Genomic DNA, 23,236 nt, shown 5'->3' on the forward strand with positions numbered 1-23,236 from the left:
AATTCGGCGATCACCCGCGGGCTACGTCGCGAGCAGGGCCGTCACGGCCGACGGGTCCTTGTAGTAGACGTCCAGCGCGATGATCAGTCCGTCGGAGACCGTGTAGAGCTCCACCAGGTTCATCTCGGTGGATCGCCCGGTCAGGCGCGCCGTGAAGCGCAGCCGGAACCGGGACACGACGGTGGCGTCGTCCAGCGGCGCACGGTCGATCGGTCCCGGGGTCAGTTCCAGGTTCTCGGTCATCGCCGTCAGCAGGTCCACGAAACCCTGCGGGCCGTGATAGTCCCCGCTGTAGGGCAGGCCGCCTGCCTCGTGCACCACGAGATCCTCGTGCAACAGTGCGCAGGCCTCGTCGAGCTTGTTCTGGTTCAGTGCGGTGCCGAACCGGCTGACGACAGCCAGGCTGGTTCCGGTCACGTCAGTTCCTCGAACTGCGTGACGACGGGTTCGGTACCGGGACTGACGTACTGCTCGATCCGCGGCATGCCCTCGACGAGGCGCAACATCTCCGGTATCGAGTTCGTCACCCACTCGGCCGCACCGTGCGCGGCGACGGCCGCCTGATCCCGGTACACCTCGACGGCCACATAGGTGTCGGGCTCGTCGACGCTCTTGGCGAAGCCGTAATACGCGACTCCCGGCTCGCGGTCGTTGGAGTCGGCGGCGACGCCGGTCATCAGGCTCTCGAACGCGGCGGCGTTCTCGGGCGGCACCCGCAGGTGCACGATGAATGTGATCACCGGGTGGGCGCCGGTTCGCCGATGACGTGATGGGAGGTGTTCAGCCGGTTCTGCGCCGCGTCGATCGTGCGTCGGACACCGTCGCGCACCGAGACCTTGTTGGGCCCGAGTAGTTCGACCATCTTCGTGGTGTCGGCCCAGATCGGCCACGCCTTGCTGTTCTCCGTGAAGATCGGCTCCCTGCCGAGGATTTCGCCGGCCATCCGGCAGTACTCCTGCGTCGTCACCGGTTCGGTGCCGCCGATGTTGACGACGTTCGCCCCGATCTCGGCGATCCCCGCCGCGGCGATGGTCTTCTCGACGTAGTCGTCCTCGTACAGCGGGGTGTGCACGTTACGGACGCCGGGATAGACGCTCACCGGCTGTCCGCGCATGATCTGGTCGATCCGCTGGGTGACGCCGCCACCACGCGGACCGTAGAACGAGAAGATACGCACGATGGTCACGGGCAGTCGGTAATCCGTGCTCAGATGCCTCACCAGGAATTCGGCCGCGATCTTGCTCGCGGCGTAGTTCTCCGCCGACGCGTGCAGGCCGTAGGCGTCGTCCTCCCGCAGCGGACGCTCGCCCTGATAGGCGTACAGCGATCCGGTGCTGCCGTGGACGAAGGCCTCACAGTCGCGGTAGCGCCGGGCCAGGCGTCCGGTGGCGCCCGCGTTGACCTCGTAGGCGTCCGGGTGGGTCGGCGGCAGCACCGCGTAGTTGATCACGACGTCGACCGCTTCGGGCAGCGCCGACAGATCGGGGTTCGCGAGGTCGAACGGGACCGGGCGGGCGCCCGCCTGCTCGAGGCGCCGGCTCTGCTCCGGATCGGAGAACCGGGACACCGCATACACCTCGTTGTGCTTCGCGAGCTCGACGGCGACCGGGAAGGCCACCACCCCGCTGGCTCCGGTGACGAGGACCCTGCGTCCCGAAATCTGTGTCATGTCAGCCTTCTTCGTTCGTCGGAGAACTCCGTGCGATGCGCGAGGTGCGGCGCGCGAGCCTCGCTGCGGCGACGCGTAGCCGGGTGGCGAGTGCGGCGGGCAGTGGTGAGATCGCGACGTCCTCCCGCAGCCGGGTGAGGCGCAAAGACGTTATGCGCCAGCGGTTGTCGTACTTCTCGTAGGTCTCGTGGTAGTGGCCGTAGCCGTGCAGGGTCATCATCGGGATGAGGCGCACGACGTCGTTGAGCGCCCACACACCGTGTGCGGTCGTCGCCGATGTCAGGGTGATCTCCGGGGCGTGGACATGGTGCACGGTCGGCTGTGATGGCTTCCCGATGGTTCTGCGCGTGTAGGCGACGAAGTCGTCGGCGCCAACGGTCTGCCTGCCGCCCGCTCCCGCGATCTCGCTGGTGAAGTCGTCACCCAGCAGGTCTCGCCACGCGACCCAGTCCTTGGCGTCGAGGTATCGGCAGTACCGGGCCTTCAGCAGCTTGATCGCCTCGATGTCCGTCAGTGCCGCGGCATCGTCCACCGTGACCACCGATCCGGGCGTCGGCTCACTGCGCTCCGCCGCTCGCCGCCACCGTCGCGGCGCTGTCGGCGTCGTAGCCGCCCATGAACTCCATCGGCACGCCGCCCATGGTGCAGAAGAACAGGTCGACGCCGGGCACGTCGCCGAAGAGGACGGTGACGTCGTCGGTCATCGTGCGGGCCCGGTCCTGCACGTTGTGGTAGTCGTCGGTCAGGAAGGACAGTGCGGCGAGCCCCTCCGGAGCCACCTCGCGGAGGTGCTCAGGGACGTCGAGCACCTCTATCAGCCCGGCGTCACCGCCGCCGAGCATCGTCACCTCGGCGCCGTCGGAGGGCGGCCAGCCCAACGTCGCCTGCAGCACCTCGCCTGGAACGTGGAACGCGCCCTGAACCTCCATCCCGACGACGTCGGTCAGGAAGCGGATGAAGGTGTCTGCGGCATGGCTGCGCATGACGACGTGGTGGAGCTGATTCGGCAAGGCGAACCTCCCGTGCGAGGAGAGCCGGTCAGAGCGACGAGGCCTCCGCCATGCTAAGCGCCCGCTTAGCGCCGTGGTGGGCGTTTCGTTGCATCGACGCGGTGTGCCCCGGTGACAGGTCAGCGGCCGAGCATCGCGCCGACGCTGCCCGCGAATGCCGCGGTGGAGAAGCAGTTCGGCTCGGCGAACTCCTCGAACGTCACGGACTGGTGCCAGCTCGCGTCGGCGGCTCCGCGCAGCAGTGACTTGCTCATCGCCACCGTGTGGGCAGGCAGGTCGGCGACGCGCGTGCACCAGTCGTCGGCCGTATGCAGCAGCCGGTCGTGCTCGACCACCTCCTGCACCAGCCCGAGTTCGAGGGCGGTTCGCGCGTCGAGGTGTTCGCCGCGCAGGAAGAAGGCCAGCGCGCCCTGGTAACCGAGCCGGCGGGTGAGCGCCCAGCTGGTGCCCACCTCCGGGATCAGTCCCAGCCGCCCGAAGGCCGGCACCAGCACCGCCCGCTCGCTGGCGATGACGACGTCGCACGTCAGGGCCCAGGCCAGTCCGACGCCCGCGGCCGGCCCGTTGAGCGCCGCGACGAAGATGGTGTCCGACCCGGCGATGGTCCTTGCGATACCGCCGAATTCGCGCCGGATCCACCGCCAGATGTCGGTGACGCCCTCGTCGGCGTCGAGATGGTCGATCGCGGTGCGCATCATCTCCAGATCGCCACCGGCACTGAAGCCGGGGTCGGCGCCGGTCAGCACGACAGTGCGGACGTCGACGTCGTCGGCCAGCTGCACCAGTGCGCGCCGCAGCTGGCGGACCAGCGGCGCCGACAGCACATTGAGGCGGTCCGGTTCGTCGAGGGTGATCACCGCGCGATCGCCGCGCCTCTCGACGTGCACCCGCTCCGGGGCCGACGGGTGGTCGCCCTCGGCGAGGATCTTGCGGTACAGCGAAACACGGTCATCGGCCACGGGTCTCACTCCTCGGGGTTTGTCTCAGGGCCGCCCACGCGGCGGCGGCGAACGTGTCGACGGTGCGACCGGGGATCTTCGCGGCGGTGCCTGCCAGCCAGTACCTGCTGTACTCCTGTGCGGGGCCGAGCCACAGGGCCGACGTGATACCGGGTTGCATCGGGCCCAGCACTCCGTAGGCGTGGTGGGGCCGCCACCAGTCACCGACGGCGGCGAAGAAGCTGCGGTTGGCATCCTGTAACTCGGCGCTGTCGAGCCGATCCCCCAGCAGCAGTGCGGCTTCCGAGCGGTGCGCGACGACCCAGCGCAGGTGGTGGGCCACTCCCGCCCGGATGCCGCCCTCCGCGGTGGGCTGCTTGACGAGCGCCTCGAGGAATCCCTCCTGGTACTCGCCGATCAGCTGGGCGAACACCGCCGCCGCCAGGGCCTGCTTGTCCGGGAAGTGGTGGTACAGAGCGCCGACACTGACCGCGGCCTCGCGCCGCACCTCGTCGAGGGTCGGCGGCAACGGTCCGTCGGCGGCGAAGCGGCGACGGGCGGTGGTCAGCAGCCGGTTCCGGGCGTCACCACTCGGCCTCGGCACGAGGATCACTCTACTGTTACCGAGTAATCCTCTGTCAAGGGTGCCGCGATCAGCGGTCGGTCTCGGAGATGGAGCGACGCTCGACGCCACGCCCGGTGATCACCTTGGCGCTCACCACGGCGAGTCTGCCCAGTCCGCGGTAGGTCGACGGATTGAACACCGTGGGCCACGTCGTGCGCAGGCGGTGCTCGTCGACCGACCTGCCCTCGAAGCGGTCACGCAGCCACCGCAGCGCCATCGGCGCAGACAACGGGTGCAGCAGGATGTGCTCGCAGAACTTGTCCCGGTGATAGGTGACGTTCGTGCCCCCGGCGGCGTACGTGGCTGCCAGCCGGTCGATGTCGTCGACCGAGATGATGCGGTCGTGCACCGCCTGCACGATCAGCACCGGCATGGTCGGGGCGGCGATGCCGAGTCTGATGTTGCCGAAGACGTGCTGGACCTCGGGCAACTGCAGGATCTCCTCGAGCGGGTGATCCAGCATGCCGGCCATGTCCTGCTTCCTCAGCCGCATCACCGCCTGCGCGGTCGTCATCTTCGTGAGTTTCTCGAACAGCGCCTTGCCTTCGACGCTGGCGTGTTCGTCCATGACCCGCTTGAGGTCGGGATAGCTGTGCATCAGGGCGGCCACCACCATGGTCGGCAGGCCGGAGAAGAACTTGCCGTTGAGGCGGTGATACGTGCTGCCCAGATCACCGACGGGCGAACCGAGTACGGCGCCGGCGATGTTGAGTTCCGGTGCGTAGCCGTCGTACATCTCGGCGGCCCAGGCAGCGGCCAGCCCGCCGCCGGAGTATCCCCACAGGCCGATCGGCGCGGACGCGGAGAGCTCGAGGGGTGCGTAGTTCAGTGCCGCACGAAGACCGTCCAGCACGCAGTACCCCGGTTCGAAGGGAGCGCCGAACACGCCGTGCGGTCCGCCGTGGTCGGGTACCGAGACCGCCCAGCCCTCGGCGAGTGCGGCGACGATCAGCAACAGCTCGAACTGCGCAAGCGCGCCGGCTGCCTTTGCGCGCCGCCGCAGTGCGTAGGACGGAAAGCAGCGGCCCGTCACGGCGTCGATGGCGCACTGGTAGGACAGGATCGGGCAGGCCGTGCCGGGTGTCCGCTCCGACGGTGTCAGCACGGTGGTGACGGTGGTGGACGCGCCGTCGTTCAGGTCGGTGGTCCGGTACAGCAGCTGGGTGGCGGTGAAGCGCTGCGGGATCACGCCGAGAAACGCAAGTTGCACGTCGCGGGACCGCAGCACGGTGCCCGGTGCGGTCCGCTCGAAGCCCGGCGGCGGTTGGTAGAACGGGTCGTCACCGGGCAGCACCGGGCGGGTGCCTGCACGCAGCTCTTCGTGCGGCGCCGACCACCCGGCCCCTTCGCCGGAGACCTCGCCCAGCGGGTCCATCGTCATAGGATATCCGTCCTGTGAAGTCCCTCGTTTGCCAACACGATCACGCCGCCGTGCTGGCGGTCCGGGTCGGAGTCACCCGGCCGAACACCGCACGCGTCACGTTCGCCGGGCTGACGGCCGTCGTCGCCTTGCGCGCGAAGTCGTTCGGCAGCGATAGCCGGAACACCTTCTTCCACGCCGAGGCGACCTGCTTGGGCAGCGGACCGCTGACGTAGTCGAGTCCGTAGCGCTCGAACAATTCGGTGACCTTCGGAGCGATCTCCTGGTACCGGTTGCTCGGGAGATCGGGGAACAGGTGGTGCTCGATCTGGAACGACAGGTTCCCGGTCATGAAATGCATGGCCGGGCTTCCGGATATGTTGGCCGAGCCCAGCATCTGGCGCAGGTACCACTCACCGCGGGTCTCACCCTCGATGGACGTCTTCTCGTAGGTCTGCACGCCCTCGGGGAAGTGGCCGCACATGATCACCGAGTGCGTCCACAGATTGCGGACGAGGTTGGCGGTCAGGTTGGCCGTCAGCGTGGTGACCGCCGAGGGACCGGACAGCAGCGGGTGCAGCACATAATCCTTGCGCATCTGCTTGCCGATCTTGACCAGGACGTCCCTGGCCTGGCGGCGGAACACGTCCTTGTCGGTCTTGCCCTTCAGGTATCTGCCGATCTGCAGGTCGTAACCGGCGATGCCGTACTGGAAGATGCAGGCGTTGACGAAGTTCGTCAGGGGCTGGGCGAGGTAGAAGGGCTTCCAGCGCTGGTCTTCGTCGACCCGCATGATGCCGTAGCCCAGGTCCTGATCCTTGCCGAGGACGTTGGTGTAGGTGTGGTGCAGCTCGTTGTGTGAGTGCTTCCACATCTCCGAAGGAGACGCGCTGTCCCATTCCCACGTCGTCGAGTGAATCTTGCTGTCGCGCATCCAGTCCCACTGGCCGTGCATCACGTTGTGACCGATCTCCATGTTCTCGACGATCTTGGAGACCGCCAGGCCCGCGGTTCCCGCTACCCAGAACGGGGGGAACAGCGAGAACAGAAGCAGTGCGCGGCTGGTCAATTCGAGCTTGCGCTGCGCGTCGATGACCTTGCGGATGTAGGCGGCGTCGCGCTCCCCGCGGCCGGCGATCACCTGGGCGCGGATGGCATCCAGTTCGGCGCCGAGAGTCTCGATGTCCTCCGCGCTCAGGTGCGCGATCGGATTGTCGTGCTTGCGTTGCAGGGCGGTCATGTCGGTACTCCCTCAGAGGTCGATGTCGCAGGCGCCCGCGGCGGCGGACACACATGTCTGGATGGCCACGCCGTCGCCGGGCGCGGCCGTTGTCACGTCGCCGCTGCGCAGGTCGCGCACGGCACCGCGGCGCAGCGGGACGACGCAGCCGAAGCACACGCCCATCCGGCAGCCGGAGGGCATCAGCACACCGGCGGCTTCACCGGCGTCGAGCAGGCTCTGTGCGCCGTCCGCCTCAACGGTGGTGTCGGACTTCGCGAACGTCACGGTGCCGCCGTCGCCTGCGGCGATCACTGCGGTCTGGAACCGCTCGATGTGCAGGCGCTCTGCGATCCCGTCGGCGTCCCAGCGTGCCTGCAGCGCGTCGAGCATCCCGGCGGGGCCGCACGCCCAGGTCTGCCGGTCGGCGAAGTCGCCGACCAGGCGGGCGATGTCGGCGACGTCGAGCCTGCCGTCGAGATCGGTGTGCCGCTCGAGGAGCGAGATCCGGCCCCGGCTCGCCATCATCCGGAGCTCACCTCCGAAGACGGCATCCTCGGCGGTCCGCGCGGAATGCAGCACCACCACGTCGGACCCGTCGGGAAGGTTGCGCAGCATGCCCATCACCGGGGTGATGCCGCTGCCCGCGGTGACGAACAGGATTCGCGCAGGCGGTTGTGCGCCCAGGGTGAAGTCGCCGGCCGCCTGCTCGAGCTGCACGACGGTGCCCACGGTGGCGCGCCGGACTAGGTGGTTGCTGACGACGCCACCGGGCGTCGCCTTGACGGTGATGGCGATGTGCCCGTCCGGACGGCCGGCGACCGACGTCAGTGAGTAGGCCCGCCACTGCCGGACGCCGTCGACATCGACACCGATCCGGACGTACTGGCCCGGTACATGACCGCGCCACCCGTGGCCCGGCTCGATGATCAGGCTGACCGCGTCCCGAGTCTCGGGGTGCACCGCGACGATGCGCCCGCGCAGGTCGGTCGGGGATCGAAGCGGGTCGATGACGTCGAGGTAGTCGGTGGGGACGAGCGGCGTGGTCACCCGCTCGGCGAGCCGCAGGATCCGGTCACGCAACGCGCCGACTGCGGTGGGTCGGGGTGCCGTGGTTGTCATGTCACCACTCTCGCTGAGTCAGCGGTATAAACTCTTGGTCATCAAGGGTGAATACCAACTACGAATTTGTTCGTGAGGAATAGTTTTGGACGAAGGCGCTCGGTTCGCGGGCCTGGAGCTGGGCCAGGACGTCGGTTCGGCGCTGCTGGCAGTGCTCCCGCAGATGGCGGAGCGCACCGTCAGTGCGGTGACCGTCGAGGTCCCCAGCTATGCCGACGCCTTCAGCGGTCGGATGGGCCGCAACATCGAGAACGCCGTGCAGATGGCGCTCGGCGCCTTCCTGCGGCTGGCCGTGCGTGCCGAGGATTCGGACCTGGCGGAGACGTTGTCGCCCGCACTCGACGGCGCCTACGAGTTGGGCCGCGGCGAAGCGCGCCAGGGCCGCTCGATGGATGCACTCCTGTCGGCCTACCGCGTCGGCGCGCGGGTCGCCTGGCGTGAACTGTCCGCGGCCGCGGTCGGCGCCGGCCTGACCGCCGAGGCCGTCGCACGCTTCGCCGAGATGGTGTTCGCCTTCATCGACGAGCTGTCGGCGTCGAGTGTGGCCGGGCATGCCGACGAACTGGCCGTCAGCGGTCGGGTCCGCCAACGTTATCTGGAGCGGCTGGCACTCCAGTTGCTCGACGGCGCGCCGGCGGAGACGCTGCGGGCCAGCGCGGAGCGGGCGGGTTGGCAGCCGCCGGCCACGTTGACCGCTATCGTCCTGGCGGAGAAGCATATTCGCGGCCTGGCGGTGAGGTTCGGACAGGCGACACTGCAACTCACCGTCGATCTGCCCGGTGTGGAGCCCGCCGACGCACTGGCCGTGCTCCTGGTACCCGACCTGGACGGCCGGTCGCGCCGACAGTTGCGGTCGGCGCTACAGGGAAGGCGGGCCTTCGTGGGCCCCGCCCGGCCGTGGTCGCTTGCGCAGTCCTCGTACCGGCGTGCGCTGCGGGCGCGCGACCTGTCAGTGCCCGACGACGTCGACGTGGTGGACACCGACGACCACCTGGCGGAACTCATCCTCACCGCCGACCGCGAAGCAGCCGACGACCTGCGTCGACAGGTGCTCGCCCCCCTGGAGCGGCTGCGTCCCAGCACCGCCGAACGGCTCACGGAGACCCTGCGGTCCTGGGTGCTTCATCAGGGGCAGCGCGAAGCCGTTGCCGCCGACCTGTTCGTGCACGCTCAGACCGTCCGGTACCGGATGACCCAGCTGCGGGAGCTCTACGGCGACCGGCTCGACGATCCACGCACGGTCTTCGAACTCACGGTGGCACTCGGCGTGGCCGGCGCTCGACCGACTTGGGATCGGTAGCCGCGTCCCGCGACTTCACTTGCCGTCATGGCGACGCCGCAGCGGCGCGCATGACGAAAGGAAGCAAGCGATGAACATCCTCCCCACCCGCGTCCAGGAGCAGGTCGACCGCGTCGAGCGCACCCCCAGCCTGGTGCTCGGCATCTTCGCCGGAATGACCGCGCTGTGGTCCCTTTACCGCGTGTTCTGGCTGCTGTACTCGGCGTCGGTGCTCTCCGGAGTCGGGTTCTCGGCGGCGTCGCTGATCGTCTCGGCGGCGATCTGGGTCGCGGTCGGCGGCGGTGCGGCGGTGGTGTCGGCCGCCTTCCTCATCCGATACTCCAAGCAGGCCTGACCAGGCGCACATCAGAACGGGTCGCTGTTCACACAGCGACCCGTTCTGCGTTCTACGGCGGCTACTTCTGTGCGGAGTCGCCGGAATCATCCGCCGGAAGTGCCTCCGCGCCGGGTGTGGCCGGTGCGAGCACCTCGTCGTCGGCGGCCTCGGTGGCGGGTGTGGTCGGTTCCTGGGACGTCATTTGCTGCGCTCCTTCTCGACGATCGGTCCGTCCAGCAGTACCCGGTGGCGTCCGCGGGCAATCTCAAGATTGGTGGGACACATTCGGGTTCGACTCCAGGGATTGGGTAGTCCTCTACGCGCTGCCCAACTCCACGGGCGGTGGCGACCACAGGGAGAGACCACGATGTACCTTCACACCCAGCAACTGATCAACGAGATCGCCGTCGACGAACCGGATCCCGCTGCGGCGAACGCACTGCAGGAGGGCCTCGGCGGCCAGTTCGGCGAGATGCGCACGATGATGCAGTACCTGTTCCAGAGCATGAACTTCCGCGGCGACGTGACGGCCAAGCCCTACAAGGACCTGCTGCAGGGCGTCGGCACCGAGGAGATCAGCCACGTGGAGCTGATCGGCACGACCATCTCCCGGCTCCTCGACGGGTCTCCCGAATACAAGGGCAAGCCGACCGATCCGGTGGACAAGCCGGGCGCCAAGGGCGCGACGCCGCTGAAGATCGCGTTGGACCACAGCAACATTCACCACTATCTGGTCGGCGCACAGGGTGCGATGCCGGTCGACGCAGCAGGAAATCCGTGGCTGGGGTCCTACGTGTACAACAGCGGCAATCTGGTGCTCGACCTGCTCTACAACCTGATGCTCGAGTCGACCGGGCGGCTGCAGAAGTGCCGCATCTACGAGATGACCGACAACAAGACGGCGCGCTCGACCATCTCGTACCTGATCGTGCGCGATCAGGCCCACGAGAACGCCTTCGCGAAGGCACTCGAGAGCCTCGGCGTGAACTGGGGCGCGGTGCTGCCCATCCCGAAGACCAATGCCGAGAAGTTCCCCGAGGTGAAGAAGCTGCTCGACCGCGGACTGCAGAGCATCCAGTACACCTTCGACGCCGACGACGCGAGCCAGGCGGCCAAGCTCTACCGCGGCGCCTCACCGTCGAACGACGGCACTGAACTCAGCACCGCGATCATGCCCGAGGGCGTTCCCATCACCATCGCGCCGGAGCGCCGCGAGGAGTTCGCGCCGGGCCTCGACAAGGAACTCCTGGCCCTGATCCAGGCCACCGCCGAGGTGGAGATCGAGTCGATCGAGAAGTAGCGGCGCGGCGGGCGGCTAAGCGTCCGCGCGGGCGAACTGACCGTGTCGGTACTGCTCGACACAGGACGCCCGCCGGACCTTTCCGCTCGTCGTGATCGGAATCGAACCGGGGCCCACCAGAACCAGGTCGGCCACGCTGAGTCCGTGCGTGTTCGAGATCGCCGAGGCCACCTCGCCTTTGAGCCGGTTCAGGTGCTCGGCCGCCTCGTCGTCCGTCGTGCCGCGCTTCCTGACCTCGACGATCACCACGAGCTTCTCGGTCTGACTGTCCGGGACCGCGATCGCCGCGCAGCGGCCTCGTGAGATCTCCTGGACCGTCGCCTCGATGTCATCGGGAGAGTGGTTGCGGCCGTAAACGATCAGGAGATCCTTGATACGGCCGATGATGAACATCTCGCCGTCGGACAGGAAGCCCGAGTCCCCGGTGCGCAGCCACGGACCGTCGGGCGTGCCGGCCGACGGAGAGACGATGGACGCACCGAAGGTCTTGGCGGTCTCCTCCGGTTTCTGCCAGTAACCCTTCGCGACATTGTCGCCGTGCACCCAGATCTCTCCGACGGTGCCGGCCGGGCACTCGGTGCCGGTGTCGGGATCGACGATGCGCACCATCGGTGACGTCGGTATTCCGTAGCTGACCAGCGGCGTGCCGCCTTTGTCCGCGCTGCGCTCGGCCTTGCCCGCCGTCAACTTCTCCGATTCGAAGCGCACGATCGACGGGGGCGCGGGGTCGGTGTTCGTCGTGACGTACACGGTCGCCTCGGCGAGTCCGTACGAGGGCCGGATCACCGATGCGTCCAGGCCCAGCGGCGTGAACCGCTGGGTGAAGCGCTCCAGGGTGGCCGGGTGCACCCGCTCCGCACCGGTGGCGATGACCTGGACGTCGGAGAGGTCGAGTCCGGCCATGTCGTCGTCCGAGGTCTTGCGCGCCGCCACCTCGAAGGCGAAGTTCGGGCCCGCGGTGTAGGCCTTGGTGTTGCCTGCCGCCATCTGCATCCACCGGGCGGGGCGTTGCAGGAACGCGACCGGGCTGGTGAGGACGGCGGGGATGCCCAGGAGCACCGGTGCGCACACCCCCAGGTACAGACCCATGTCGTGATAGAACGGCAGCCACGACACCACCGTGGTTCCGGGCGGCGCCGTGTTCCCGTGGTCCGAGAAGTAACCCGTGGTCCACTGTCCGAAGTTGGCCAGGATGTTGCTGTGCGACATCACGACGCCGGCGGGCGTACGTGTGGAACCGGAGGTGTACTGCAGGAAGGCGGTGTCCGGGAAGTCCTCTCGGCCTGCACCGGAACCCATCGGTCCGTCGAGGTCCAGCGAGTCGATCTCGACCACGGCCGGGGCGGGCCCGTCTGCCCGCGGCCCGGCGTACTCGCCGACGACGCCGGCGACCGCCGACGTGGTGAGCAGCACCGCAGGCGATGCGTCGGTCATCACCGAACTCACCCGCTCGTCGGTGGCTCCACCCATCGGCACCGAGAGCGGGACCGCGATCTGGCCGGCCTGCAGCGCGCCGAGGAAGGCGACGACGTAATCCATTCCCTGCGGCGCGAGGATGACGGCGCGGTCACCCTCGGATCCGCACTCCTCGAGACGGTTGGCGACGTTCACTGTGCGCCGGTAGAGCTGTGACCACGTCAGGCTCTCCGCTACGCCGTTCCAGTCCTTGTCATAGTCGACGAACGTGAACGCCGTCTCATTGGGCTGCAGGCTCGCACGTTCGAGCAGCACACTGGGAATCGAGGTCTCAGTCACGTGCACAACCTACCGCGACGACTCTCCGAACACGCCGGAATGACGTTTGCTGGCTCACTTGGCACCTCCTCCGCGCGGTGTGACGGGCGCTATACGGTGCGCGACAGTCGGTTGGCGAGCAACCCGGCGAACCTCGCCGGGTCGTCGGGAACGTCGCCCTCGGCCAGAAGTGCAGTGCCGTAGAGCAGTTCGGCGGTCTCGCCGAGAGTGGGGTCATCGGCGCCGCGGCTCTGATGCGCCTGTTGCAGGCCGGTGACGAGTGCGTGCTTCGGATTGAGTTCGAGGATGCGCTTTCCGACGGGTACCGCCTGTCCCGATGCCTTGTACATCCGGGCGAGCGCCGGCGTGATGCCGAAGTTGTCGGTGATCAGGCAGGCCGGCGACTCGGTCAGTCGCGTCGACAACCGCACTTCCTTGACATGTTCGGTCAGAGTCTCTTTCAACCAGTTCAGCAGTTCCGCGAAATCACGTTGCTGTTCCTCGCGCTGCTCTTCGTGCGCGGCCTTCTCGTCCTCAGAGTCGAGGTCGACCTCGCCCTTGGCGACGGATTGCAGGAGCTTGCCGTCGAATTCCATCACCGAACCGACCCAGACCTCGTCGACCGGGTCGGTGAGCAGCAGCACCTCATAGCCCTTGGCCTTGAACGCCTCGAGATGCGGGGACTTGAGGAGCTGCTCACGCGACTGTCCGGTGGCGTAGAAGATCTGTTCCTGACCGTCCTTCATCCGCTCGACATACGAGGTCAGCGTCGTCAGCTCGTCCTCGCTGTGCGTCGAGGCGAAGGACGAGATGCGCAGCAGGGTGTCCTGGTTGTCCACATCCGACATCAGGCCCTCCTTGAGGACCGCACCGAACTGCGTCCACAGGGTGGCGTAGTCCTGTGGCCGCTCCGACTGCATGCTCTTGATCGTCGAGAGCACTTTCTTGGTGAGCCGGCGCCGGATCGCGGTGAGCTGCCGGTCCTGCTGCAGGATCTCGCGGGAGACGTTCAGAGACATGTCCTCCGCGTCGACGACCCCCTTGACGAAACGCAGGTAGCTCGCGATGAGCTGATCACAGTCGTCCATCACGAACACGCGCTTGACGTAGAGCTGCACCCCGGTCCTGGCGTCGCGGGTGAACAGGTCGAACGGTGCGTGCGAGGGGATGAACAGCAGGGCTTGATATTCGAAGGTGCCCTCGGCCTTCATCGCGATGACCTCGAGCGGGTCGTCCCAGGCGTGCGCGACGTGCTTGTAGAACTCCTTGTACTCGTCCTCGGGCACCTCGTCTTTGGACTTGGTCCACAGCGCCTTCATGGAGTTGAGGGTCTGCGTCTCGACGGTGACCTGCTCCTCGCCGCCCTCCTCGGTGGCCGGGCTGCGCCGCTCGACCTGCATGCGGATGGGCCAGGCGATGAAGTCGGAGTACTTCTTGACCAGCTCCCGGAGCTTCCGCTCCGAGGTGTAGTCGTGCAGCTCGTCCTCGGCGTCCTCGGGCTTGAGGTGCAGTGTGACCGACGTTCCCTGCGGGGCGTCCTCGACGGACTCGACGGTGTAGGTGCCGTCACCGCTGGACACCCACCGGGTCGCGTCGCTTTCGCCTGCCTTGCGGGTGAGCAGCACGACCTCGTCGGCCACCATGAACGTCGAGTAGAAACCGATGCCGAACTGGCCGATGAGTTCCTCGGAGGCGGCGGCGTTCTTGGCCTCCCGCAGCTTGCGGCGCACCTCCGCGGTGCCCGACTTCGCGAGGGTGCCGATCAGGTCCACGACCTCCGCGCGCGTCATCCCGATCCCGTTGTCGCGGATGGTCAGCCGGCGTTGCTCCTTGTCCACCTCGAGCTCGATGTGCAGATCAGAGGTGTCGACGTCCAGATCCTTGTTCCGCAGCGACTCCAGCCGCAGCTTGTCGAGCGCATCCGAGGAGTTGGAGATCAACTCGCGGAGGAAGGAGTCCTTGTTCGAGTACACCGAGTGGATCATCAGTTCCAGCAGTTGGCGCGCTTCTGCCTGGAATTCCAGCTGCTCGACGTGTGCGGTCATGTCAGTCCTTCGACAACTCGATATCCCAATGCGGACAGCCCCGGAATAGTACCGAGACCGCATTCGGTCAGCGTTTCGAGGGCTCGGACGCAATTTGCTCGGGCGGTCGTCCATGATGGGTCGCATGGTGAGCGAGACACTCGACATCGACAACATGCCCCGCGGCGGCCCCGACGCCTCATGGCTCGACCGCCGGATGCAGACCGACCGTCTGGAGTATCTCGACCGCGACGATGCCGATGACCGGAAGCGGCGCGTGATCCGGGCGCTGGATCGCGGCGAGAAGCGGCTGGGCCAGCACGACCTGATGGCCGGCATCGTGCTGGACGAGATCCGCGGCGTGCCCGATCCCCGCATCCTCGAGTTGGGCGCCGGCCACGGTGGACTGTCGCGGGCGATACTCGCGCTGCACGAGTCCGCCCGGGTCACGGTCACCGACATCGATGCCACCTCCGTGGCCGACATCGCCGCAGGCGATCTCGGCAGCCACCCGCGGGCCACTGTTCGCGAGATGGACGCGACCGAGATCGATTCTCCGGACCGGAGTTACGACCTCGTCGTGTTCGCGCAGTCCTTCCACCACCTGCCACCCCGCCCGGCAGCGCGGGTGTTCGCCGAGGGCACCCGGGTCGCCGACAAGCTGCTGATCATCGACCTGCCGCGGTTGCCTCCCTGGCGGCACATCCTGCAGTCGCCGCTGCTGCTCCCACTCGCATTGGTCTTCCCGGTCGTGCATGACGGATACATAAGCGCGTTGCGCGCCTACAGTCCCTCGGCGCTGCGGACGCTGGCCCGCTACGCCGATCCGGACATCCGTGTCGAGGTGCGCAGAAGTGCCTTCAATCTCCGCGGCCGGTGGGAAGTGGCGGTGGCCAGCCGGTGAGGAGGGGTGACACGAGCAACCTCGGGTCCGTCGATACCTGACCACCGTTGGGTCGCGGTTTCGCCGACCCGGGAAGGTCTGGCAAAGTCATTGTCGCCGATGCGCGCCCAGCGATGGATTGTGCGGAACCCGAGACAACTCCCCCGGCCGCAATTACCGTCTTTGCTGGCAGTAGCTTGCTGGACGCGGGAAACGTAGGGGAACGCCGTCGCGACATCCACTTCGATTCCTGGTAGAAGTTGCAAGCGCAAGAGCTTCACTCCGGCTGCGGCAATGCCGTTGCCGGCGTTGACAATGGGGGACAGATGACTTCGCTCGACACCGGCCGGAATTCGCTGTCGCAATCGGATTCCACCGTTTCTGCGCGAACGGCGGGCCATCAGGTCGTCACCCCGGTTGCCGTCATTGGAATGGCCTGTCGACTTCCTGGCGGAATCGACTCCCCTGAACGGCTCTGGGACGCCTTGCTTCGAGGCGACGACCTCGTCACGGAGATCCCCGCCGACCGATGGGACGCCGAGGACTACTACGACCCGGAGCCCGGCGTGCCGGGTCGATCGGTGTCGAAATGGGGCGCCTTCCTCGACGACGTGGCCGGCTTCGATTCCGAGTTCTTCGGCATGGGTGACCGCGAAGCGACGGTCAGCGACCCCCAGCACCGGCTCCTCCTCGAGACGTCGTGGGAAGCCATGGAGCACGCGGGCCTCAGCCGGGAGGCCGTGGCCGAATCGGTGACCGGTGTCTACGTGGGGCTGACCCACACCGACTATCAGTTGGTGGCCGCCGAAGCCGGCGCCGTGGAGAAGCCGTACGGCTTCATCGCGAACAACCCCAGCCTGGCGTCCGGCCGCATCTCCTACGCCCTCGGGCTCCGCGGGCCCGCGCTGACGGTGGACACGGCATGCTCCTCTGGCCTGACCGCCGTGCACCTGGCCTGCCGCAGCCTGCACGAGGGTGAGAGTGACCTCACCTTCGCCGGCGGTGTGACGCTGGCGCTGGACCCCCGCAAGTGGGCGGCGGGCTCGGCTGAGGGGATGCTGTCCCCGACGGGACGCTGCCACGCGTTCGACGTGGCTGCCGACGGCTTCGTGGCCGGTGAAGGCTGCGCCGTCGTCGTGCTCAAGCGGTTGTCCGACGCACAGCGCGACGGCGATCGGATCCTGGCCGTCATCCGCGGCACGGCGGCCAACCAGGACGGTCGCACCGTCAACATCGCAACTCCGTCGCGGACCGCGCAGGTCGCGGCCTACCGCGACGCGCTGACAGCGTCGGGTGTCGACCCCACCAGCGTGGGCATGGTGGAGGCGCACGGCACCGGGACGCCGACCGGCGATCCGATCGAATACGCCAGCCTTGCCGAGGTATACGGCGTCGACGGTCCGTGTGCGCTGGCGTCGTCGAAGACCAACTTCGGGCACACACAGTCCGCGTCCGGGGCCATCGGGCTGATCAAGACGGTGCTGTCCCTGCAGGGTGGCGTCATCCCCCAGAACCTGCACTTCGAACGTCTGCCCGATGTGATGGCAGAGATCCCGACGAATCTCTTCGTGCCGCAGACCAATTCGGCTTGGCCGAACAACGGCGACGCGCCCCGGCGTGCGGCGGTGTCCGCCTACGGCGTCTCGGGCACCAACGTCCACGCCATCCTCGAGCAGGCTCCCGACAGCCAGGAGCAATCCGCCCAGTCGTCGGGCACCGCTCCGCTCCTCTTCAACCTCTCGTCCACGTCGGCCGACGAATTACGGCGCACCGCAGGCCGACTCGCCGATTGGGTGTCGGCGAACGAAGACGTCCCCCCGGCGGATCTCGCCTACACCTTGGCGCGCCGGCGTGCGCATCGACCGGTGCGCACGGCTGTCGTCGCGAGCAACGCGGACGAACTCGTCGCGGCGCTACGCGAGGTCGCCGACGGTGACGCCCCGTATCTGCCGGCGGTCGGACGCGACGATCGCGGCCCGGTCTGGGTGTTCTCCGGCCAGGGCTCACAGTGGGCGGGAATGGGTGCGCAACTGCTGGCGAACGAACCGGTGTTCGCGGCGACCGTGGCCCAGATCGAGCCGGTGATCGCCGGGGAGTCCGGATTCTCGGTGACAGAGGCGATGTCGGCGACCCAGACCGTCACCGGACAGGACCGGGTACAGCCGACGCTCTACGCCATGCAGGTCGCCCTTGCGGCCACCCTGAAGTCCTACGGCGTCCGGCCGGCTGCGGTCGTCGGGCATTCGCTCGGAGAGGCCGCGGCCGCCGTCGTCGCCGGCGCCCTCTCGCCGGAGGACGGCGCGCGCGTCGTCTGCCGGCGTTCCCGGCTCATGACGAAGGTGGCGGGCGCCGGGGCCACCGCCGCCGTCGAACTGCCCGCCAAACAGGTGCTCTCCGAGCTGACGGCGCGCGGCGTCAAGGACGTCGTGGTAGCCGTGGTGTCCTCGCCGCAGTCCACGGTGATCGCAGGCGCCGCCCAGACAGTGCACGACCTGGTTGCGGGTTGGCAGGGACGTGATGTGATGGCCCGCGAGGTGCCCACCGACGTGGCCTTCCACTCGCCGCAGGTCGACCCGATACTCGGCGAACTCAAGGACGCACTCAAGGATCTCGCGCCGATGACGCCGGAGATCCCCTTCTACTCCGCGACTTCGTTCGATCCCCGCGAGCAGCCCGCGTTCAACGCCCGCTACTGGGCCGACAACTGCCGCCGGATGGTCCGCTTCGCCACGGCGGTGCAGGCCGCGATGGAAGATGGCCACCGCGTGTTCGCCGAACTGTCACCGCACCCGCTGCTGGTTCGCGCGCTCGAGCAGACCGCCCAGAGTGTCGACGCCCCGCTGGTCGCATTGGCCGGGATGCGCCGCGAACAGCAACTGCCGCACGGTCTTCGCAATTTCGTCGCCGACACGCACGCTGCGGGGGCGGCCGTCGACTTCTCCGTGCTCTACCCGAACGGCCGGCTGGTCGACGCGCCGCTGCCCACCTGGACCCACCAGAAGCACTGGCTGACGGGCGGCGCGCAGGAGATCATCACCCACGGCGCGTGCACGGTCTCCGTCCATCCTCTGCTGGGCGAACACGTGCGCCTGCAGGAAGAGCCGGAACGTCATGTGTGGCAGGGCGAGGTCGGTACCGCCGCCCAGCCCTGGCTCGCTGATCACGAGGTCCGCAACGTGGCCGTGCTGCCCGGGGCCGCCTACTGCGAGATGGCGCTGGCCGCAGCTCAGGTCGTGTTCGGCGGACCCGTCGACGTACGGGACGTCAAGTTCGAGCAGGCGCTGCTCCTCGACGAGCAGACCACCGTCGGCGCGTCCGCCTCGGTGTCCGCGCCCGGGGTCGTCGACTTCACGGTGGAGACCACGCAATCGGGCGAACAGACGCGGCAGGCGTCAGCGATCCTGCACGCAGCCGAAGAGCAGGAGCCACCGTCCTACGACGTCGCCGGACTGCTCGCCGCACACCCCGACGCCGAGGACGGTGACGCCGTGCGCCGGCGCATGGACGCTCGGGGCGTCCAGTACGGGCAGGCCTTCTCGGGTCTCGGTGACGTGCACACCGGTGCCGAGAACTCCGACACCGTGGTGGCCGAAGTCGCGCTGCCCCGGCAGATCCGCTCGCAACAGGATGCCTATGGGGTCCACCCGGCGCTCCTCGACGCATGTTTCCAGTCGGTCGAAGCCCATCCGAAGGTGCGCGCTCTGGGTGAGGGCGCACTCGGGCTACCCCTTGGTATCCGCCTGCTGCGCTCCTATGGCGCCGCCCGCAACATCCACTACTGCCACACCCGGGTCACCAAGGCCGATGCCTCCGGTGTCGAGGCCGACATCGACCTGCTCGACGAGCAGGGAAAGGTGCTGCTCGCCGTCCAGGGTCTGCTGCTGGGCACGGGCGTCTCCGATGCGGCGCAGCAGGACCGGACCTTCGCCGACCGGCTGCTGACCGTCGAGTGGCGCCACCGGGAACTGCCCGAGGTGGAGTACGCCGACGGCGGATCGTGGCTGCTGATCAGCACCAGCCCGACCGCCGACGTCGTCTCCACGGCACTGACCGATGCTCTGAAAACGTCCGGCGCCGCGTGCACCACCATGGTCTGGCCGCAGCACGGCGACTTCGGTTCGAACACCGACGAATTGAAGGACCACCTCCGCAGCGGGCTGACCGGGGTGGTGGTCCTCACCGGACCGCGCAACGGCCACTCCGACGACCAGACTCCGCAATTGGGACGGGACTATGTCCGGCATCTGGTGCGGATCACCCGCGAGCTGCCGGAGACCACCGGCGAGCCGCCTCGGCTCTTCGTCGTGACGCGCTCCGCTCAGGCAGTGGCGGCCGAGGACCAGCTGAATCTGGAGCAGGCGGGCATTCGCGGCCTGTTGAGGGTGATCGGCACCGAGCATCCGCACCTGCGCGCCACGCAGATCGACGTGGACGAGGCGCCCGACGCCGAGCGACTGGCACAGCAGCTTCTCAGCGGGTCCGAAGAGGACGAGACCGCGTGGCGGGACGGCAAGTGGTACGTCGCGCGATTGACGCCCACCCCCCTGCTCCCCGAGGAACGGCGTACCGCCGTCGTCGATCTCGACAATGCGGGCGTACGGTTGCAGATCCGTACGCCGGGCGACCTCGAGTCGGCCGAACTGGTCACCACCGAGCGGGTGGCGCCGGGGCCCGGCCAGATCGAGGTCGCGGTCAACGCGTCCAGCATCAACTTCGCCGATGTCCTGGTGGCGTTCGGTCGCTACCCGTCTTTCGAGGGGCGGCTTCCGCAGCTGGGCATCGACTTCGCCGGCGAGGTCACGGCCGTCGGGCCGGGAGTGACCGATCTCGAGGTCGGCGACCGTGTCGCCGGTCTGTCCGCGAACGGGTGCTGGGGCACCTTCATCACGTGCGACGCCGACCTGGCGGTGGTGCTGCCGGACGGACTGGGCGACGTGGACGCCGCCGCGTTGACGATCGCCACCGCCACGGCCTGGTACGGACTCAACGACATGGCCCGCATCTCGACCGGAGACAAGGTGCTGATCCACTCCGGCACTGGAGGTGTGGGACAGGCGGCCATCGCCATCGCCCGTGCTGCCGGCGCAGAGATCTATGCGACCGCCGGCAGCGAGCAACGACGACAGCTACTGCGCGACAGGGGTATCGAGCACGTCTACGATTCCCGCAGCACCGATTTCGCGGACGAGATCCGACGGGACACCGACGGGTACGGAGTGGACATCGTCCTCAACTCCGTCACCGGGGCCGCTCAGAAGGCCGGCCTCGAGCTGTTGGCGTTCGGCGGCCGTTTCGTCGAGATCGGCAAGCGTGACATCTACGGCGACACCCGGCTGGGACTGTTCCCGTTCCGGCGGAATCTCTCCTTCTACGCCGTGGACCTGGCGTTGATGTCGGTGAGTCATCCGGGGCGGATCCGCGAACTGCTGAGAACGGTGTACCAGCTCACCGCGGACGGCTCGTTGCCGATGCCGGAGTGCACGCGCTACCCGCTCGGCGACGCGGCGACCGCCATCCGGGTGATGAGCGGTGCCAATCACACCGGCAAGCTCGTGCTCGAGGTGCCGCACACCGGGCACAGCCGCGTCGTGGTGCCGCCGGCACTGGCTCCGGTGTTCCGCAGTGACGGTGCGTACGTGATCACCGGCGGCCTCGGTGGGCTCGGACTGTTCCTCGCCGAGAAGATGGCCGCGGCCGGCTGCGGGCGGATCGTGCTGTCGTCGAGGTCGCAGCCATCGTCCGAGGCGCTGGCGGCGATCGAGCGGATGCGGGCCCACGGCGCAGACGTCGTCGTCGAGTCGGCGGACATCGCCGAGCCCGGCACGGCGGAGCGGCTGGTCGCGACGGCCACTGCCGGGGGGCTGCCCGTCCGGGGTGTGCTGCACGCCGCGGCGGTGATCGAGGACGCCACGCTGGCGAACATCACCGACGAACTGCTCGAGCACGACTGGACGGCAAAGGTCGCGGGTGCGTGGAATCTCCACGCGGCGACCGAGGGTCAGCCTCTGGACTGGTTCTGTTCCTTCTCCTCGGCGGCGGCCCTGGTGGGCTCGCCGGGGCAGGGGGCCTACGCCGCAGCCAACAGCTGGCTGGACGCGTTCACCCAGTGGCGGCGCTCGCGGGGCCTTCCGGCGACGGCGATCGCGTGGGGCGCCTGGGGCGAGATCGGTGCGGGCACGGCTCTGGCGCAGGGTTCCGGGGTGGCGATCGCGCCAGAGGAGGGCGCGTACGCCTTCGACGCGCTGCTCCGCCATGACCGGGCGTACACCGGGTATGCGCCGATCATGGGCGCCCCCTGGCTGGACGCGTTCGCCGCGCACAGCCCGTTCGCGGAGGCGTTCCGGTCGTCTGCACAGAATGCCTCGGGCACCAGCAGATTCCGCGCCGAGCTCGACGAGCTCCCCGTCGAGGAGTGGCCGGTCCGACTGCGACGGCTGATCTCCGATCAGGTGAGCTTGATCCTGCGGCGCAGCGTGGACCCCGACCGCCCGCTGGCCGAGTACGGGATGGACTCCCTGGGAGCACTCGAGTTGCGCACTCGCATCGAGAGCGAAACGGGGGTGCGGGTGAGTCCCAAGGACATGACGACCACGGTGCGTGATCTGGCGGGGATGTTGCACGACGAGCTCGTACCCGTAGATGCCGCCTGACCGTCGACCCCGGCGCTCGAGTCGTCCACCGTCCTTCAACAGTCCGATAGCTCCGGCAGTCTCGGCGGCCTGCGCCGATCCGCGCGATCATGAGGAGGTTCCGTGAGTCCCGGTCCCAAGATGTTGTTGTCTGGTCTTGTCGGACTCGCCATCTACGGCGCGTTGTCCTTCATCCCGGCATGGACGATCGATTACTGGCAGGCATGGGCGCTCCTCGCGGTCATGTACGTGGTGTCGACCTGCTTCCCGGCGTTCTACCTGATGCGCAGGAATCCCGCTGCGCTCGAGCGCAGACTGCGCGGCGGGCCGACCGAAGAGGGCCGAAGCGTCCAGAAGGGCGTCATGGCGGGCCTCTGGCTGGCTGTCGGCGCGCAGTTCGTCGTCAGCGCGCTGGACCATCGCTTCGGGTGGTCGCGGGTACCCACGGCGGTCTGCGTGGTGGGTCTGACGGTGGCCGCGGCCGGCTTGTTCATCGTCTCGCTCGTGATCATCCAGAACAGCTACGCGGCCGCGGTCGTCCGGGTGGAGGAAGGTCAGACCGTGGTCTCGACCGGCCTGTACGGGCTGATGCGCCACCCCATGTACACCGGCAATCTCCTTGTGATGATCGGCATTCCGCTGGCACTCGGGTCGTACTGGGGGCTGATCTTCGTCATCCTCTTCGTCGCGGTGATCACGGTGCGCATCCGCGACGAAGAAGGCCTGCTGCGGGATGAACTGCAGGGGTACCAGGAGTACACACAGAAGGTCCGGTACCGGCTCGTTCCCGGCATGTGGTGACCGCCGCCGCCCCCTGAGACCCCCTCCCGCGCAGTCGATTCCGCGCGGGTGTTCAGAGGTGTTGGGTGAGGGTGTTGATGGTGGGTGCGTTGATGATGGTGTGTAGGGGGAGGTTGCGGTTCAGGGTGGTGTTGATGGCGTGTTGGAGGGTGATGGCGGTCAGGGAGTTGGCGCCGTGGTCGAAGATGTTGTCGTCGGGGTGGATGTGGTCGATGCCCAGGGTGTGGGTGTAGATGCCGGTCAGGGTGTCGGTCAGGGGGTGGTGATGGGTGGTGTTCGGTGCGGGGGTGTGCGGTGTTGATGGTG

The 23,236-nt window shown here is 68.0% G+C and carries 20 protein-coding genes; 6 read left to right on the top strand and 14 right to left on the bottom strand.

The window, feature by feature from the left end:
* Positions 1-21: 21 nt before the first annotated feature.
* From ACPCHZ_RS23150 to ACPCHZ_RS23195, 10 genes are all read right to left on the bottom strand, one after another.
* Complete coding sequence (locus ACPCHZ_RS23150) at positions 22-417, bottom strand: nuclear transport factor 2 family protein (protein WP_423486882.1); 396 nt, start codon at positions 415-417, stop codon at positions 22-24.
* Complete coding sequence (locus tag ACPCHZ_RS23155; protein ID WP_423486883.1) at positions 414-740, bottom strand: putative quinol monooxygenase; 327 nt, start codon at positions 738-740, stop codon at positions 414-416. The genes ACPCHZ_RS23150 and ACPCHZ_RS23155 overlap by 4 nt, the downstream gene beginning before the upstream one ends.
* The gene (locus tag ACPCHZ_RS23160) at positions 737-1,669 is read right to left on the bottom strand and encodes an NAD-dependent epimerase/dehydratase family protein (RefSeq protein ID WP_423486884.1); all 933 of its coding nucleotides are present in this window, start codon (positions 1,667-1,669) and stop codon (positions 737-739) included. Before ACPCHZ_RS23160 ends, ACPCHZ_RS23155 begins: the two co-directional genes overlap by 4 nt.
* A gap of 1 nt (position 1,670) precedes the next feature.
* Positions 1,671-2,201, bottom strand: a complete 531-nt coding sequence (locus ACPCHZ_RS23165) for a nuclear transport factor 2 family protein (RefSeq protein WP_423486885.1) — start codon at positions 2,199-2,201, stop codon at positions 1,671-1,673.
* Between the two features lie 25 nt (positions 2,202-2,226).
* The gene (locus tag ACPCHZ_RS23170; RefSeq protein ID WP_423486886.1) at positions 2,227-2,679 is read right to left on the bottom strand and encodes a VOC family protein; all 453 of its coding nucleotides are present in this window, start codon (positions 2,677-2,679) and stop codon (positions 2,227-2,229) included.
* A 119-nt stretch (positions 2,680-2,798) separates the two neighbouring features.
* A complete protein-coding gene (locus ACPCHZ_RS23175; RefSeq protein WP_423486887.1) occupies positions 2,799-3,638 on the bottom strand; it encodes an enoyl-CoA hydratase/isomerase family protein in 840 nt (279 codons plus the stop codon).
* Entirely contained in the window at positions 3,628-4,221 is a 594-nt protein-coding gene (locus ACPCHZ_RS23180; protein ID WP_423486888.1) for a TetR/AcrR family transcriptional regulator, read from the bottom strand. Before ACPCHZ_RS23180 ends, ACPCHZ_RS23175 begins: the two co-directional genes overlap by 11 nt.
* Before the next feature lie 49 nt (positions 4,222-4,270).
* Positions 4,271-5,617: a lipase family protein gene (locus ACPCHZ_RS23185; protein ID WP_423486889.1), complete on the bottom strand. Its 1,347-nt coding sequence runs from the start codon at positions 5,615-5,617 to the stop codon at positions 4,271-4,273.
* Between the two features lie 46 nt (positions 5,618-5,663).
* Positions 5,664-6,842 carry a fatty acid desaturase family protein gene (locus ACPCHZ_RS23190; protein WP_423486890.1) on the bottom strand — a complete coding sequence of 393 codons (1,179 nt, stop codon included), beginning with the start codon at positions 6,840-6,842 and terminating at the stop codon, positions 5,664-5,666.
* A gap of 12 nt (positions 6,843-6,854) precedes the next feature.
* Positions 6,855-7,943, bottom strand: a complete 1,089-nt coding sequence (locus tag ACPCHZ_RS23195; RefSeq protein ID WP_423486891.1) for a ferredoxin reductase — start codon at positions 7,941-7,943, stop codon at positions 6,855-6,857.
* 85 nt (positions 7,944-8,028) lie between these two features.
* On the opposite strand from ACPCHZ_RS23195, the gene ACPCHZ_RS23200 reads away from it, so the two are divergent.
* Positions 8,029-9,243 carry a PucR family transcriptional regulator gene (locus ACPCHZ_RS23200; protein ID WP_423486892.1) on the top strand — a complete coding sequence of 405 codons (1,215 nt, stop codon included), beginning with the start codon at positions 8,029-8,031 and terminating at the stop codon, positions 9,241-9,243.
* 70 nt (positions 9,244-9,313) lie between these two features.
* Positions 9,314-9,577 (top strand): hypothetical protein, encoded by a 264-nt coding sequence (locus ACPCHZ_RS23205; RefSeq protein WP_423486893.1) that lies wholly within the window; start codon positions 9,314-9,316, stop codon positions 9,575-9,577.
* 61 nt (positions 9,578-9,638) lie between these two features.
* Here the strand turns inward: ACPCHZ_RS23205 and ACPCHZ_RS23210 are convergent, their stop codons facing one another.
* Positions 9,639-9,761 carry a hypothetical protein gene (locus tag ACPCHZ_RS23210; RefSeq protein WP_264013698.1) on the bottom strand — a complete coding sequence of 41 codons (123 nt, stop codon included), beginning with the start codon at positions 9,759-9,761 and terminating at the stop codon, positions 9,639-9,641.
* Positions 9,762-9,926: 165 nt separating this feature from the next.
* Here ACPCHZ_RS23210 and ACPCHZ_RS23215 point away from each other — a divergent pair, with 165 nt between their 5' ends.
* Positions 9,927-10,859, top strand: coding sequence for a manganese catalase family protein (locus tag ACPCHZ_RS23215; protein WP_423486894.1), 933 nt, complete (start codon positions 9,927-9,929; stop codon positions 10,857-10,859).
* 15 nt (positions 10,860-10,874) lie between these two features.
* Here the strand turns inward: ACPCHZ_RS23215 and ACPCHZ_RS23220 are convergent, their stop codons facing one another.
* Positions 10,875-12,614, bottom strand: a complete 1,740-nt coding sequence (locus ACPCHZ_RS23220; RefSeq protein WP_423486895.1) for an AMP-binding protein — start codon at positions 12,612-12,614, stop codon at positions 10,875-10,877.
* An 89-nt stretch (positions 12,615-12,703) separates the two neighbouring features.
* A complete protein-coding gene (gene htpG, locus ACPCHZ_RS23225) occupies positions 12,704-14,638 on the bottom strand; it encodes a molecular chaperone HtpG (RefSeq protein WP_423486896.1) in 1,935 nt (644 codons plus the stop codon).
* 124 nt (positions 14,639-14,762) lie between these two features.
* Between htpG and ACPCHZ_RS23230 the strand changes: the two genes are divergently transcribed.
* From ACPCHZ_RS23230 to ACPCHZ_RS23240, 3 genes are all read left to right on the top strand, one after another.
* Entirely contained in the window at positions 14,763-15,521 is a 759-nt protein-coding gene (locus ACPCHZ_RS23230; protein ID WP_423486897.1) for a class I SAM-dependent methyltransferase, read from the top strand.
* A 305-nt stretch (positions 15,522-15,826) separates the two neighbouring features.
* Complete coding sequence (gene pks2, locus ACPCHZ_RS23235; RefSeq protein WP_423486898.1) at positions 15,827-22,150, top strand: sulfolipid-1 biosynthesis phthioceranic/hydroxyphthioceranic acid synthase; 6,324 nt, start codon at positions 15,827-15,829, stop codon at positions 22,148-22,150.
* A 102-nt stretch (positions 22,151-22,252) separates the two neighbouring features.
* Positions 22,253-22,930 carry a methyltransferase family protein gene (locus ACPCHZ_RS23240; protein ID WP_423486899.1) on the top strand — a complete coding sequence of 226 codons (678 nt, stop codon included), beginning with the start codon at positions 22,253-22,255 and terminating at the stop codon, positions 22,928-22,930.
* Positions 22,931-22,982: 52 nt separating this feature from the next.
* Here the strand turns inward: ACPCHZ_RS23240 and ACPCHZ_RS23245 are convergent.
* Positions 22,983-23,236 (bottom strand): acyl carrier protein (locus ACPCHZ_RS23245; RefSeq protein WP_423486900.1); only part of this gene is annotated, 254 nt, incomplete at its 5' end.

The organism is Mycobacterium sp. NPDC050041 (genome assembly GCF_049541695.1).
In the GTDB taxonomy this organism is placed as follows: domain Bacteria; phylum Actinomycetota; class Actinomycetes; order Mycobacteriales; family Mycobacteriaceae; genus Mycobacterium.

Coding starts and splice junctions, on each gene's coding strand:
- ACPCHZ_RS23160 (WP_423486884.1), bottom strand. CDS start 1,669: ATGACACAGATTTCGGGACGCAGGGTCCTCGTCACCGGAGCCAGCGGG.
- ACPCHZ_RS23185 (WP_423486889.1), bottom strand. CDS start 5,617: ATGGACCCGCTGGGCGAGGTCTCCGGCGAAGGGGCCGGGTGGTCGGCG.
- ACPCHZ_RS23190 (WP_423486890.1), bottom strand. CDS start 6,842: ATGACCGCCCTGCAACGCAAGCACGACAATCCGATCGCGCACCTGAGC.
- ACPCHZ_RS23195 (WP_423486891.1), bottom strand. CDS start 7,943: ATGACAACCACGGCACCCCGACCCACCGCAGTCGGCGCGTTGCGTGAC.
- ACPCHZ_RS23205 (WP_423486893.1), top strand. CDS start 9,314: ATGAACATCCTCCCCACCCGCGTCCAGGAGCAGGTCGACCGCGTCGAG.
- ACPCHZ_RS23210 (WP_264013698.1), bottom strand. CDS start 9,761: ATGACGTCCCAGGAACCGACCACACCCGCCACCGAGGCCGCCGACGAC.
- ACPCHZ_RS23215 (WP_423486894.1), top strand. CDS start 9,927: ATGTACCTTCACACCCAGCAACTGATCAACGAGATCGCCGTCGACGAA.
- htpG (WP_423486896.1), bottom strand. CDS start 14,638: ATGACCGCACACGTCGAGCAGCTGGAATTCCAGGCAGAAGCGCGCCAA.
- ACPCHZ_RS23230 (WP_423486897.1), top strand. CDS start 14,763: ATGGTGAGCGAGACACTCGACATCGACAACATGCCCCGCGGCGGCCCC.
- pks2 (WP_423486898.1), top strand. CDS start 15,827: ATGACTTCGCTCGACACCGGCCGGAATTCGCTGTCGCAATCGGATTCC.